Consider the following 14,982-nt stretch of genomic DNA (forward strand, 5'->3'; position numbering starts at 1 on the left):
GCCTCCTTAACCCTTACGGACATTCTTAACCTTCATAGCGGGATGTTGTCTCAAGTGCTGCAGACGATACTCACGAGGTGTAGTGCCCACAATACGATAGAACGAAGCATAGAACGACTGGCGGTTTGCAAAGCCAACCATATCACTGACCTCCTCCATACGAAGATCCTGATAACGCTTGTCTACCAATATACTCATGGCTTCGTCAATGCGGTATTTATTGACAAATGAAGTATAGTTCATATGAAAACGCACATTGACAACAGCCGAGATGTACCTTGTGTTGGTGCCAAGATCTTCTGCCAGTTTCTTTGCAGAGTATTCCTTGTCACGATACTTCTTCTGCATGACGATGATGTTCATAATCTTTTCTTGCATCTCGTCCATCATGTGAGGACTAACCAGACTTCTGTAGGCAGCCTCTTTTTCTTTCTTTTCTGTAATGTTGTACTTAGCCATCTGTGATCGCTTTTAAATTTATTTATGTGCAAATTTACAAAAAATACCAATAGGTGCAAAGGATTTTCAAAAAAAATAACTAACTTTGTACAAAAATTAAAGAATATGGACATTTTTGAAGCACTTAGGTGCTATTTCGGATATAATTCATTCAGGCAAAATCAGGAGGAAATAATCAGACATGTCACAAATGGCTGCGACGCTCTGGTTCTCATGCCTACTGGAGGGGGCAAAAGTATCTGCTATCAGATTCCCGCATTGACCATGAAAGGTACAGCCATTATCATCTCACCACTTATCAGTCTCATGAAGGATCAGGTTGAAACCTTACGGGCCAATGGAATTGAGGCTGAAGCACTTAACAGTGGGAACGACCCGGCAATAGACCTTGTAATACGAAGAAAATGCCTGGCCGGGAGTCTAAAGCTTCTTTACATTTCGCCAGAAAAGCTCTTAGCAGAATTAGACTACCTGATAAGCCATATAGAAGTATCATTATTTGCTATTGACGAGGCTCATTGTATCAGTCAGTGGGGACACGATTTCCGACCAGAATATACGCAGTTGGGCATTCTCAGAGAGAAGTTCCCCAACACACCCATCATGGCTCTTACGGCTACAGCCGACAAGATCACAAGGCATGACATCATTGAGCAGCTCAAATTAAAGAATGCCCGTGAATTCATATCAAGTTTTGACCGCCCAAACCTGAGTCTTTGCGTCAAACGAGGCTATAAAGCCGCCGACAAGATGCATTTCATTCTAAACTTCATCAAGGCGCGTCCTTTTGATGCAGGTATCATCTATTGTCTGAGCAGAAAGACTACAGAGAAAGTGGCAGCCGATTTAAGGAAGAAAGGCATCAACGCCGCTCCTTATCACGCAGGACTTTCTCCACTTGAGCGCAGTCAGACTCAGGAACAGTTCAAGAACGACCAGTTACTGGTGGTATGCGCCACCATCGCTTTTGGCATGGGAATCGACAAGAGTAACGTGCGCTGGGTGATACATTACAACATGCCGAAAAGTATTGAGAGTTTTTATCAGGAAATTGGGCGTGCAGGCAGAGATGGCGCTCCAGCAGAAACCATTCTGTTCTACTCATTGGCAGACATTGTACAACTCACCGAATTTGCCAAGCAAAGTGGGCAACAGGACGTCAATATGGACAAATTGAAGCGCATGCAGGAATATGCAGAATCAAATGTGTGCCGACGCCGCATTTTATTAAACTATTTCAGCGAGCAGACCGATCACGACTGCGGCAACTGCGATGTTTGCGAGAATCCGCCCCAGCGATTCGACGGCACACGCTATGTACAAATGGCTCTCAGCGCTGCTAAGCGCTCTGACGAAAAGATACGCATAGCCACCATCATAGAGATCCTGAAAGGCATGCGTTCGCCAACTGTTGAACGCAACGGATATGACAAACTGAAGACTTTCGGTGTAGGGAAAGACGTCTCATTGAACGACTGGCAGGATTATCTGTTACAGATGCTACAGATGGGATTCATCGAGATTGCTTACAACGACGGCAACAAGGTAAAGATAACAGATATCGGCAACGATGTGCTCTATGGACGGAAAGAGGCCTCACTATGCGTGGTCGATCACAGCACTAAGGAAGAACCGAAGAAGCGAAAGCTGAAACTGGAGATTCCCACAATCACCATTCCTGGTCTTCCACCAACCACTGGCGTCGAAGACCCTAAGCTTTTCGAAGCCCTGCGTGTTTTACGTGCAACATGCGCTAATGAAGAAGGATTTCCACCCTACATCATTTTCAACGACAAAGTGCTCCATTCGCTAGCCACCATCAAGCCCACCACCCTTGAACAATTCGGTCATATTTCAGGCATAGGAGAACACAAGAAGCAGAAGTATGGAAACCGTTTCGTTGCACTCATACAGAAATACGTCTAACGTGCTTTTTTACACCTTGTTTTATGGAAAAAGGGGAAAATAAACTAAAAAATCAGCCTAAAAGTGTCACTTTTTGCTAAAAACTGATGATTTATAGCGGTTTTGTGAAGAGAATTTTGTAAATTTGCAGGGCAAAATTACCAAAGATGGCAAAGAAAAAGATATTATTCATTAATCAGGAGATCTCTCCTTATGTACCTGACAGCTCATTGTCGCTGATGGGTAAGGGTGTTCCACAGGCTATGCAAGAGCAGAGTCATGAAATCCGTACGTTCATGCCCAAATGGGGAATCATCAATGAGCGTCGCGGACAGTTGCATGAAGTTATCCGACTGTCAGGTATGAACCTAATCATTAATGATACTGATCACCCACTGATTATTAAGGTGGCATCAATTCAGTCAGCCAGAATTCAGGTTTATTTCATTGATAACGACGATTATTTCGGCAAACGTCTGATGGCAAAAGACGAGAATGGCGAAGATTATCTTGACAATGGTGAGCGCGCTATATTCTTTGCACGTGGCGTATTGGAGACAGTCAAGAAACTGCGTTGGGTGCCCGATATCATTCACTGTCAGGGATGGATGAGCGCCGTTGTGCCTCTCTATGTCAAGACCGCTTATCACGATGAGCCTTCGTTTGCAGAAGCAAAGGTTGTAACATCGCTCTTTGAGAAGAACATCGACAAGGACCTTGGCGAGAATTTCAAAGAATGCCTTGAGTTCCGTGAGGCCAAAGCAGAGTTACTGAAGGACTATAAGAACGAATTCGATTTCAACGAGTTGAGCAAGCTGGCCATCGATTACAGCGACGGCGTGATACAAGCCGATCAGAAAGTCGATCAGAAGTTGCTGAAATATGCAGCTGGCAAGAACATCCCCGTACTTGATTATCAAGAGGACTTTGCCGACTCATATGAGAATTTCTACAACCAGCTGTTTCCTGAAGAGCAGCCAGAAGTAGAAGAAGATTAAAAATATAGAATACCTCGACACATGAAATGTAAATGGATAACAGCGATTGCTTTTACTGCAATGGCAATACTCTCTTGTAGTGAAGATACAGAAGGCATCGGACAGTCACTGACCGATGAGACGGATAAATTAGAGATAACGACGGGCGTTTTCAGCGCTACCAGCCGCTCTATACAAGTCGACTCTGTCTTTTCAAAGCACTTTGACTGCTACTTCGGCAAGGTGAAAGACCCTGAAACAGGTGCCTATGTGAAGAGTGAGTTCATGACCCAGTTCAACATACTGGAGGATATGGTTATGCCTGACCGCAGTAAAATACTCGGCTCATACGATGGTGATATCGCAGCCGACTCTTGTGAGATATGGCTGATATTCGACCGTTCAAAGTGCTATGGCGACTCACTCACTCCGATGAAGATCAATATCAAGGAGCTGAGTAAACCCATGAGCGACGCGAAGACATACTACAGCAACTTCGATCCCATCAGCGAGGGTTACATCAGAGAAGACGGACTGAAGAAAAGCATGGCATTCTCGTTGGCAAATCTTACCGTCAAAGACAGTCTGCGCAATACCAATGGCTATACCGACTATTCCATTGTCGGATTGAACGATCCTTATACCGACAAGAGCGGCAAGACATACAACAACTACGGCACTTATGTGCTTCGCAGTTACTACGATCACCCTGAGTATTTCAAGAACGTATACACATTCGTCAACAACGTGTGTCCAGGCTTCTATTTCGAGGTGAACGACGGTCTTGGAGTAATGGCAAAGATTTCGGAAATAGATATTAATATGTATTTCCACTATCAGGCTGACACTACCGTATATTACGGTTCTCTCTTCCTCTCGTCGACTCCCGAGGTGCTTCGAACCACAAGGGTGGTTAACGACAATGCAGCCTTGCAGCGACTGGTTAACGATAAGAGCTGTACTTACCTGAAAGCGCCCGCAGGCATTTTCACAGAGGTTACATTGCCAGTTGACGAGATCAGTCAGGCACATACAAAAGACTCACTGCTCTCCGTAAGCATTAACTTCAACAGACAAAACAGCAACATCAGCACACAATACCCGCTGAACACTCCTGACTATATTCTGATGGTGCAGAAAGACAGTCTGAACACATTCTTTGAGACCCAGACTATATACAACTACACCAGTTCCTATATGGCTGGTTTGTCGGCAAACGCCTATTCATTCAGCAACATCGGCAATCTCATCACCCTGATGGCTAAGAACAAGGCAGAGGGATTGAAGAGCGATCCGAACTGGGTGGCAAAGCATCCTGATTGGAACAAGGCCGTACTCGTCCCCCTTGCTGCAACTATCACATACGACAACTACAGAAATCCTACGGTTACAGCAATAGCTAACCAGATGGGACTTTCGAGTACGAAGTTGGTAGGAGGTGACGGTAATCCTATCGAAATGAAAGTGATTTACGCCCGATTTAAGGAGAAATAAGATATGGCTGACGGATTCTTAGAGAAACATCATGAGGAGTACGAGGCACGCAAAGAAGCCTGGCTCCGAAAGAAGAAACATCTGCCAAAGATAAATAAGAAATTAGAGCGCCCCGTTGATGAGGCGCTCTAATTTCTTATCCGATAACCTTGAACTTGGCAAACTTCAGCAACAACTGCTTGGTGCCCGCATTACGGAATTGTACGGTCGCCTTGGTATTCTCGCCCGTACCTTCTATTCTTATCACCTCTCCAATACCAAAGCGTTGATGCTCAATCCTACATCCTTCATGCAAATCACTGACACTCGGGTCTGTTGCCAATGGTCTCGGTGCCACAGCCTGATGCAGACGTTTGAAGTTGGGGCCAAAGGGGTCAACAGGCTTCTCAGGACGTCTGGGAGCAACGGCTCTCGGCTTGGGATCGGCCTTGAACTGGGTAGCCACAGGCCTCGGATTCTGCATCCACTCAGGAGCCTCGCTCTCATAGCCTCGTGTATTCCTGCTATATCCGCCAGTATTACCTGTACCATAGGCACCGCCATCATATCGGTTATAAGCCTTACGACTCGCTGAGCCGAATATACTTTCACCCCCACCCGCTTCAGAATGCACTTCCAGCAAGTCAGAGTCAATATCGCGGATGAAGCGCGAAGGCGTGTCATACTCCATGCGGCCATAGCGGAAACGATTCTGCGCGCATGTCAGTATACAATGCTTCTCTGCTCGCGTGATGGCTACATAGAGCAGTCGGCGCTCTTCCTCGAGCTCGCGCATCGAGTTGGTGCACATAGGACTGGGGAAGATGTTTTCCTCTAGTCCGACCACAAACACCGTCGGGAATTCCAAGCCCTTAGCCGAATGGACGGTCATCAGCGTCACCTTATCATTTGAATCGCCGTCATCACTGTCAAGGTCGGTCAACAAAGCCACTTCCTGCAGGAAGTCAGTCAGATAAACCTGCTCACCCATATCCTCCTCGCGGCGACTCTCCACGAAATCCTGCATACCCGAGAGGAACTCTTCAAGGTTCTCCTGGCGCGAGATGTCCTCAGGATTACGACCGCTATAGATATCCTTACTAATGCCCGAGTTCATGATGATGTCGTGACCGAGAGCGTAAGCATCCTCCGTCTGCAGTCTGCCTATCCAGCCCTCTATCAGTTCGCGGAAAGCCTGAATCTTGGTCATCGTCCCCTTGTTCACATCCATCGGGAAGAGTACAGGTTCCTTTATTACCTGCCACAGACTGACGCCATAGGTCTGCGCCGTCTGAATGATTTTCCCTACCGTTGTATCACCGATGCCACGTGCCGGATAGTTGACAATACGCTTAAAAGCCTCTTCGTCGTTAGGATTGGCAATAAGACGGAAATAGGCAATCACGTCCTTGATTTCCTTGCGCTGATAGAAACTCAGTCCGCCATAGATACGATATGGGATGTTATCCTTACGCATCTGCTCCTCGAAGCTACGGCTCTGCGAGTTGGTGCGATACAGGATGGCAAAGTCGCTCCAGTTACACCCGTCCTGACGCCGGATGCGCTTAATGTCCTGCGTCACAATCAGCGCTTCTTCCCTATCCGAATAGGCAGGTTTCAGTTGCAAGCGCTCACCATGCTCGTTTTTCGAGAACACGTTCTTCGGAATCTGCCGTTCGTTACGGCGAATCAGCGAGTTGGCGGCCTGAACAATCAACTGCGTTGAGCGATAGTTCTGCTCCAGCTTGAATAGTTTTGCATCGGTATACTGACTCTGAAAGTTCAGGATATTGTCGATATTGGCACCTCTGAACGAGTAGATGCTCTGGGCATCGTCGCCTACCACGCACACACGCTGGCGCTCTTTTGTCAACTGATAGACAATGGCCTGCTGCGCAAAGTTAGTATCCTGATACTCATCTACGAGCACAAAATGGAACTTCTCGACATATTTTTGGCGGATCTCCTCATGTTTTTCAAACAGAACCCACGTCTGAACCAACAAATCATCGAAATCCATCGCATTAGCCTGACGGCATCTCTCCGCGTACCTTATATATATATGTGACATCTGAGGGCGCTTCTGAGCAGCGTCATCGCTGGCCCATGAGCTCTGCTGATACTGCTGAGGCAGCAGTAAGTGGTTCTTTGCCATGGAGATACGGTCGGCCACCGATGAGGGCTTATAGACTTTGTCGTCGAGCCCCATCTCTTTGATGATTGTTTTCACCAGTGAACGGGCGTCGCTCTGGTCGTAGATGGTAAAGTTGGAATTATAGCCCAAATGCTCGGCTTCAGCCCTCAAAATGCGTGCGAAAACGCTGTGAAAAGTGCCCATTTGCAGATATCTGGCTTGCTCGCTGCCCACCAAACGGCCTATACGCTCCTTCATTTCACGCGCCGCCTTGTTGGTAAACGTCAATGCTAATATCTGCCAGGGGTTCATTCCCTGCTCTAACAGCCACGCGATTTTATACGTCAGGACACGGGTTTTACCCGACCCTGCACCAGCAATAACAAGACTCGCTCCGTCGCAGTATTCAACCGCAACACGTTGGCTATCATTTAGTTGTTGTAATATATCTGTGTTCACGATGCAAAGTTACGAAAATAATTCGAAACCACCAAATGACTCAAGAAGGCTTTCATCCGATGAAAGTATCGCTTTCTGCCGTGGAAACTCCTGCTTTCATCCGTATTCTTATAATAATCAAACAGTTATCACTTTATTACATCTATACAGGAATGGCGTTTGCTGCAGTTGTTGCAGTGTTGCAGTTCAAATCATGAATGGAAAAAGTGAAGAATTAATTCTATATATTTATATATATATAATATATATAATATATAGACCTTACTTTTGGGGATGCGCCACTCTTACAAACAACTGCAACACTGCAACAACTGCAGCAATTACGCCCGATTTATGAGAATGACACGAAATTTAACTTTTTTGAGCGATTAAAATTTGGCAGTCTCATTTTTTTGCTGTACCTTTGTAGCCAGTTATTATCAACTAAATAATTAATAAACCCAAAAAGTAGAATCGAAATGAAAAAGATTATGATGATTGTTGCTGCACTGGCTATGACAGTAGCTATGCAGGCACAAACGAAATTCCACGATGTTGAGGCTAATGAGGCCAAAGGTCCAGTAAAGACAATGACGCTGAGCATGATGGGCAACGAGCGCACCATCAACTTCTCGCAGGATGGTAAGATGCAGTCAAGTGACATGTCAGACGCTGTATATGATGCAGAAGGCTACCTCCAGTCAGCCAAGATGAACGTACAGGGACAGAGCGTTGACATGAAGTTCGAATGGGAGAACGGCCGTCTGAAGAGCCAGACCATCAACATGATGGGTCAGGACATCAAGACAACGCTCAACTACGACGAGAATGGTGTCATCAAATCACAGAGCATTGACATGGGTGGCCAGGTAATGGAATCCCCCTACTCTGACTACAAGTTCGACGATCATGGCAACTGGATCAGCCGTAAGGCATCGATGATGGGCCAGGAGATGACAGCCACACGTTCGTTCACCTATTATGAGTAAATATATTAATAAGGTGTAACCCACTTTGCCACAAAGCGGATCAGAATGTACCTTCTGGTCCGCTTTTAATTTGCATAAACATACCAATTTGCCTACATATATGACACAAATTAAAAAAGTCCGCCTATTTTAACACATTCAGTGGGATAGAATTTTGGTGGTTTCGCAAAATCTTCGTAACTTTGCACGCGATTTAAGAACAAGGATATCAAAATCAGCCCAAAAATGAAAAAAGAACTGAAAAAGGTGTTGGTACTCGGATCGGGTGCCTTGAAAATCGGACAAGCCGGAGAGTTTGATTACTCAGGTTCACAAGCTTTAAAAGCTCTTCGCCAAGAAGGCATTAAGAGCGTTCTCGTTAACCCTAACATCGCAACTATCCAAACCAGTGAAGGTATTGCTGACAAGGTGTATTTTCAGCCAGTGAATACTCACTTCGTAACAGAGATCATTAAGAAGGAGCGCCCCGACGGCATTCTGTTGGCATTCGGAGGTCAGACCGCATTGAACTGCGGAACGGAGCTTTATCTGAATGGAACGCTTAAGGAGTACGGAGTTGAAGTTTTAGGAACAAGTGTCGAGGCCATCATGAATACTGAGGACCGCGACCTTTTTGTTAAAAAGCTGGCAGAGGTCAATCTGAAAGTACCCGTATCGCATGCCGTAGAGTCGATGGAAGATGCGTTGAAGGCAGCCCACGAAATCGGATTCCCTATCATGATTCGTTCGGCTTATGCACTTGGAGGTCTGGGGTCAGGTATCTGTCCCGATGAGAAGAAGTTCAAGGAGCTGGCAGAGTCAGCCTTCACCTTCGCCCCACAGATTCTCGTTGAGGAGTCGCTGAAGGGATGGAAGGAGATTGAGTTTGAGTGCATCCGCGATGCCAATGACCGCTGCTTCACCGTAGCCTCTATGGAGAACTTCGATCCCCTGGGCATTCACACCGGTGAGTCAATCGTTGTAGCGCCTACCTGCTCACTCCGTGACGACCAGGTTAAGATGCTGCAGGACATCACCATCAAGTGTGTGAAGCACCTCGGCATCGTTGGTGAGTGCAACATTCAGTTCGCTTTCAATGCTGAGACCAACGACTACCGCATCATCGAGATTAATGCCCGTCTGTCTCGTTCTTCAGCCCTTGCCTCTAAGGCAACCGGTTATCCCCTCGCCTTCGTAGCAGCCAAGATTGCTCTTGGATACACACTCGACCAGATTGGCGAGATGGGCACCACAAGCTCAGCATACGTTGCTCCACAGCTCGACTATATGATCTGTAAGATTCCCCGCTGGGACCTCACCAAGTTCGCAGGCGTAAGCCGTCAGATTGGTTCTTCAATGAAGTCTGTTGGTGAGATTATGTCTATCGGACGCTCTTTCGAGGAGATGATTCAAAAGGGTCTCCGCATGATCGGTCAGGGCATGCACGGTTTCGTTGGCAACGACCACACCAAGTTCGAAAACCTTGAAGAGGAGTTGGCTAATCCTACCGATCTCCGTATCTTCGCCATCGCACAGGCTCTTGAAGAGGGCTACACCATCGAGCGCATTGAAAAGCTCACGAAGATCGACGTCTGGTTCCTGGAGCGCCTGAAGCACATCGTTGACCTGAAGCATGAGCTGCAGAAGTACAACAAGCTTGAGGAACTGCCCGACGAGTTGCTGCTTGAGGTGAAGCGCTGCGGATTCAGTGACTTCCAGATTGCACGCTTCGTGCTGAAGCCCCAGGGCGGCAACATGGAGAATGAGAACCTGGCCGTTCGTAAGTATCGTAAGCAGCGCGGCGTGATGCCTTCAGTAAAGCGCATTCCAACCGTTGCTTCTGAGAATCCCGAGCTGACCAACTATCTCTACTTCACCTACACCCACACGCCAGCCTTCGGCAATCCTGAGGGTGAGAAGTACACAGCTGCACACGATATCAATTACTATAACAACGAGAAGTCGGTTGTAGTTCTCGGTTCTGGTGCCTACCGCATCGGTTCTTCTGTAGAATTCGACTGGTGTTCGGTTAACGCCATCAACACCGCCCGTAAGCTGGGTTACAAGTCAATCATGATCAACTACAACCCTGAGACGGTATCAACCGACTACGACATGTGCGACCGCCTCTACTTCGATGAACTCTCACTGGAGCGTGTGCTCGACGTTATCGACCTCGAGTCTCCTCGCGGCGTGATTGTATCAGTAGGTGGTCAGATTCCTAACAACCTCGCCATGAAGCTCTATCGTCAGGGTGTTCCCGTACTGGGCACCAGCCCTGTCAACATTGACCGTGCAGAGAACCGCGATAAGTTCTCGGCCATGCTCGACAAGTTGGGCATCGACCAGCCGGCATGGAGAGCGCTGACCAGCTTCGAGGACGTTAAGGACTTCGTCGACAAGGTGGGCTATCCCGTCCTCGTCCGTCCGTCATACGTACTCTCTGGTGCAGCCATGAACGTCTGCTACGACGAAGAGGAGCTGCATCGCTTCCTCAACATGGCTACAGAGGTAAGTAAGGAGTTCCCCGTAGTCGTTTCTAAGTTCATGACCGAGACAAAGGAGATTGAGTTCGACGCCGTAGCCGACAAGGGTGAGGTTATCGAGTATGCCATCTCCGAACACGTAGAGTATGCTGGTGTACACTCAGGCGACGCCACGATGGTATTCCCCGCACAGCACATCTACTTCTCTACCATCCGTCAGATAAAGAAGATTGCACATAAGATTGCAGCCGAGCTGAACATCTCGGGTCCGTTCAACATCCAGTTCCTGGCAAAGAATCGTGAGGTAAAGGTTATCGAGTGTAACCTCCGCGCCTCTCGCTCATTCCCATTCGTGTCAAAGATCCTGAAGCGCAACTTCATCGAGACCGCCACGAAGATCATGCTCGACGCTCCTTACCAGAAGCCCGAGAAGAGCGAGTTCGACATCGATCGCATCGGTGTGAAAGCCTCTCAGTTCTCTTTCGCCCGCTTGCAGAATGCCGACCCCGTACTCGGTGTAGACATGAGCTCTACCGGTGAGGTTGGATGCTTGGGTGATGACTTGAATGAGGCTCTGCTCAATTCACTCATTGCCACAGGCTACTCTATTCCTAAGGATGCCGTTCTCATCAGTTCTGGCGGTGCCAAAGGAAAGGTTAGTCTGCTTGAGCCCGCCCAGCAGCTGGCTAAGAAAGGCTACACCATCTACGCTACATCAGGTACAGCCAAGTTCTTCAACGACAACGGCGTAAAGGCTCAAGCTGTAGCATGGCCTGATGAGGATGGTGACAACAACGTGATGGATCTCATCAGCCAGCACAAGGTTGGATTGGTTATCAACGTACCGAAGAACCACACCAGCCGCGAGCTGACCAACGGCTATCGTATCCGTCGTGGAGCAATCGATCACAATATTCCTCTGATGACAAATGTTCGTCTGGCTAAGGCATTCATCGAAGCCTTCACAGCAATGAGCCTCGACGATGTGAAGATTAAGTCTTGGCAGGAATATAACAACTAATGATTGTCGACGAATACAAGACGATAAAGACCGAAGGCGAGGGCTACTACACGGAGAAGCGTAGCAAGTTCCTCGCCTTCGTTCATCATGTAACGTCAGTAGACGAAATCAAGGAGCTGCTGGCCAGTTACCGGAAAAAGTACTACGATGCCCGCCACGTGTGCTATGCCTATATGTTGGGGCCTGAGCGTACAGACTTCCGTGCTAACGACGACGGCGAGCCCTCATCAACAGCAGGCAAGCCCATTCTCGGGCAGATTAATTCCAACGAGCTTACCGATATCCTCATCGTTGTGGTACGTTACTATGGCGGTGTAAACCTTGGTACCAGCGGACTCATCGTGGCTTATCGTGAGGCAGCTGCCGATGCCATCGCTCACTCTGAAATAGAAACACGTCAGGTTGAGGAGATTATCACCTACTCTTTTGCTTACCCCATGATGAACGACGTGATGCGTATCGTCAAGGACATGCAGCCACGCATCATCTCACAGACTTACGACAATACTTGCGAAATCAAATTGGGTATCAGGAAGAGTGAAGCCGAGCAGTTGAGAAACCGCCTGCAAAAACTTACTTTCGAATAATTATTCGTAAGTTTCCAACATTTCTTTTGGTGATTTCATTTTTTTGCACTAACTTTGCATCCGCATTTGGAGAAATGCAATAATACATTTGGAAGGTTGGCAGAGTGAACGATCGCGCTGGACTCGAAATCCGGTATACCCTTTTCGGGTATCGGGGGTTTGAATCCCTCACCTTCCGCCAAAGGAGCCTCACTCTCCGCAATTAACACCAAAAGAGAACCTCACGGTTCTCTTTTTTAGTACCTGTAAATCAGTGTCTTACAAGAATAACTCACTAACAGTGAGTCATTTAGGGGTATGGATTCCCATAATAATTCATGTGATATCATGATGCATCATGCGGCATCATAATCCTGAAAAGAATTACAAAAGGAATTACAGCCCCAAAGGATAAAAATGAAAGTGTAATTCTTAGTGACATTGATTGGATGAAAACGACATTATTTGCAGCATTATTCTTTTACCATCAACAAATGATGGTATTGGATACTATTTCGCGCGCGAACATTATTATATTATTATACCAACTACCACACCCCCCACCATAGTTTGATTCAGTGTCATTTCAAAACACTGTTTGCCACCCAATTTTCTTTTAAATGTTGCAATTTGGGGCAAAATGGTTCACCTTTTAGCGAAATAATTGTGTTGTAATGATGTCGAGTTTGAATGAGTCCACTCACCCGTGAGTTGACTGTCCGCTACGATGCCAATAAGACTTCAGCCCGCAATATCAAGCACTTCATGGCATAGTTGCCATTCCATATATAATCAAAGAGGCCCCGGCTTGCATTGCTGCAGGTCGGGGTCTTGCTGTTTTGAAGTGGAATCACTTTATGATACCTCGATAGCCTTGGTGACCTTCTGCTTCGGCTCGGTCTTCGGCATGGTGACGGTCAGGATGCCGTCCTCGACCTTGGCAGAGATCTGATCCTTCACCACATCATCAGGCAGCGTGTAGCTCTGCTCGTAGTTCGAGTAGCTGAACTCGCGGCGCAGATAGTGATGGTGCTTGTCTTCATGCTTGTGTTCCTGTTTGTTCTCAATGGCGATGGTGAGGTTGCCCTCGTCGTTGATGCCTACGCGGCAATATTCTTTCTTAATGCCAGGGGCTGCAAGCTCCATCGTGTAGGCCTTCTCACTCTCCTTGACATTGACTGCGGGTGCTGTACTGTTGGCACGAGGCATCCAATCATTGTTAAAGAAATCCTCAAATACTGTTGGCATCCAACTGTTCTGAAACATTACTGGTAACATAATCAATACCTCCTAATTATACTTTTTAGTTTAACGTATGTTCTGAGTGCCTTTGCCTTTTAAGCTCCGGCTCTCACACACCTAAAAGCAACTTATGTGCCGAATGCCAATCTGACACTCGAAAAAGGTCATTATGGCATCAATTTTAAACTACGATAAACATTGCTGCCAATTACTTAAACTCCTTTAAACATTGGCAGTTCATTCGGGGGAAAGTAGGTTATTCCCCGAATATTTCCGCCAGTTTCTTCTCTATCTCGTTGCCGCGCAAGCCGCGCGCGAGGATGGTTCCGTTGGGGGCGAAGAGGATGATTTCGGGGATAGCGTCGATGCCGTAAAGTTCAGAGGCAATTGCCTGCGAGTTCAGGATTTGCGGATATGGGACAGACTCGTCTTTGATGGCACGCAGCGTAGCCTCAGGCTTATCTTTCACTGCCACTCCAAGTGCAGTAAAGTTGCGGTCTTTGTACTTCTCGTGGGCGGCGATGATGTTCGGTATCTCCTTGCGACAGGGACCGCACCACGAGGCCCAGAAGTCAACAAGTACATATTTTCCGCGCCCCACATAATCGCTCAGACGGGTAGTTTTGCCTTCGTACTCTACAGCAAAGTCGCGGAACCTGTCGCCCTCCTGCGGACGGGTTAGCAGCTTGTTCAGCCTTTCCTTATACTGAATAGTGAGCGGATGCTGCTGTACCACCTCGCCACACTGGCTGATAAGCGGCAATACCTTCTTGACATCGGCCACCGTAGAGTGAGGCAGTGCTGTGAGCATCAGTGCAGCTGTAAGGTCATTTCGGTGGGCAAGGATATAATCTTTGGTGAGCTGAATGGCCTTGTCCCTATCGCCAGCCTCACTGGCCTGTCCTATCTCGCGTGTAGCAGTAAACATCGCATCGTTGAGCGGTGTACCTTCTACGCGGCACGACATCCAATCATCCTGCGTAATAACAATATCACCCGCTTCAAGGAATAACGGAAAGCGATTGGTACGAATGCCATATTCAATCTTCATCTCCAATATGAGAGCTGCTATCTGAGGATTATCTACCTTACCGCTGATGGCAATCTTGTTTCCTTGTAAGGCAAACTTTTCTGTGATAGGCTCCTGGCTTACGAAGTCGGCAAGGTAGAAGCTGTCAATCTTGACATTTTCCTTAGCCAGTTCTTCACTCAGAAGAACTGGATCAAAGTTTAGCGTATAAGTGTTTTGTGCTGTCGCGGTCAGTGCGGCGACGGCGAGGATGATTGATAGAATGCTTTTCTTCATAGGACGC

The 14,982-nt window shown here is 47.3% G+C and carries 11 protein-coding genes and 1 tRNA gene; 8 read left to right on the forward strand and 4 right to left on the reverse strand.

Annotated features, from left to right (window positions below):
* Window positions 1–6: 6 nt before the first annotated feature.
* Window positions 7–459 carry a helix-turn-helix domain-containing protein gene (locus T325_RS08610; RefSeq protein WP_036912499.1) on the reverse strand — a complete coding sequence of 151 codons (453 nt, stop codon included), beginning with the start codon at window positions 457–459 and terminating at the stop codon, window positions 7–9.
* A 105-nt stretch (window positions 460–564) separates the two neighbouring features.
* On the opposite strand from T325_RS08610, the gene recQ reads away from it, so the two are divergent.
* The 4 genes from recQ to T325_RS08630 all read left to right on the forward strand — a co-directional run bounded on the left by recQ (window position 565) and on the right by T325_RS08630 (window position 4,967).
* Window positions 565–2,385, forward strand: a complete 1,821-nt coding sequence (recQ, locus tag T325_RS08615) for a DNA helicase RecQ (protein ID WP_231622214.1) — start codon at window positions 565–567, stop codon at window positions 2,383–2,385.
* Between the two features lie 146 nt (window positions 2,386–2,531).
* Entirely contained in the window at window positions 2,532–3,362 is an 831-nt protein-coding gene (locus tag T325_RS08620; RefSeq protein ID WP_036912501.1) for a glycogen/starch synthase, read from the forward strand.
* A gap of 60 nt (window positions 3,363–3,422) precedes the next feature.
* The gene (locus T325_RS08625) at window positions 3,423–4,835 is read left to right on the forward strand and encodes a DUF4270 domain-containing protein (protein WP_051949809.1); all 1,413 of its coding nucleotides are present in this window, start codon (window positions 3,423–3,425) and stop codon (window positions 4,833–4,835) included.
* A 3-nt stretch (window positions 4,836–4,838) separates the two neighbouring features.
* Window positions 4,839–4,967, forward strand: coding sequence for a hypothetical protein (locus tag T325_RS08630; RefSeq protein WP_036912506.1), 129 nt, complete (start codon window positions 4,839–4,841; stop codon window positions 4,965–4,967).
* Between the two features lie 4 nt (window positions 4,968–4,971).
* On the opposite strand, the gene T325_RS08635 is transcribed toward T325_RS08630, so the two are convergent.
* Window positions 4,972–7,407 carry an ATP-dependent helicase gene (locus T325_RS08635; protein ID WP_036912508.1) on the reverse strand — a complete coding sequence of 812 codons (2,436 nt, stop codon included), beginning with the start codon at window positions 7,405–7,407 and terminating at the stop codon, window positions 4,972–4,974.
* A 458-nt stretch (window positions 7,408–7,865) separates the two neighbouring features.
* Here T325_RS08635 and T325_RS08640 point away from each other — a divergent pair, with 458 nt between their 5' ends.
* The 4 genes from T325_RS08640 (at window position 7,866) to T325_RS08655 (ending at window position 12,629) form a co-directional block, all read left to right on the forward strand.
* Window positions 7,866–8,375: a hypothetical protein gene (locus T325_RS08640; protein WP_036912511.1), complete on the forward strand. Its 510-nt coding sequence runs from the start codon at window positions 7,866–7,868 to the stop codon at window positions 8,373–8,375.
* Between the two features lie 225 nt (window positions 8,376–8,600).
* Entirely contained in the window at window positions 8,601–11,861 is a 3,261-nt protein-coding gene (gene carB, locus T325_RS08645) for a carbamoyl-phosphate synthase (glutamine-hydrolyzing) large subunit (RefSeq protein WP_036912513.1), read from the forward strand.
* Window positions 11,861–12,448, forward strand: coding sequence for an IMPACT family protein (locus tag T325_RS08650; RefSeq protein ID WP_036912516.1), 588 nt, complete (start codon window positions 11,861–11,863; stop codon window positions 12,446–12,448). The genes carB and T325_RS08650 overlap by 1 nt, the downstream gene beginning before the upstream one ends.
* 90 nt (window positions 12,449–12,538) lie before the next feature.
* Window positions 12,539–12,629, forward strand: a tRNA-Ser gene (locus T325_RS08655).
* A 653-nt stretch (window positions 12,630–13,282) separates the two neighbouring features.
* Here the strand turns inward: T325_RS08655 and T325_RS08660 are convergent.
* Together T325_RS08660 and T325_RS12435 are read right to left on the reverse strand one after the other, a co-directional pair.
* Complete coding sequence (locus tag T325_RS08660; protein ID WP_231622215.1) at window positions 13,283–13,693, reverse strand: Hsp20/alpha crystallin family protein; 411 nt, start codon at window positions 13,691–13,693, stop codon at window positions 13,283–13,285.
* Window positions 13,694–13,925: 232 nt separating this feature from the next.
* Window positions 13,926–14,975, reverse strand: a complete 1,050-nt coding sequence (locus T325_RS12435) for a TlpA disulfide reductase family protein (RefSeq protein WP_197051334.1) — start codon at window positions 14,973–14,975, stop codon at window positions 13,926–13,928.
* Window positions 14,976–14,982: the final 7 nt, after the last annotated feature.

The organism is Prevotella sp. FD3004, assembly GCF_000746155.1.
Classification (GTDB): Bacteria; Bacteroidota; Bacteroidia; order Bacteroidales; family Bacteroidaceae; genus Prevotella.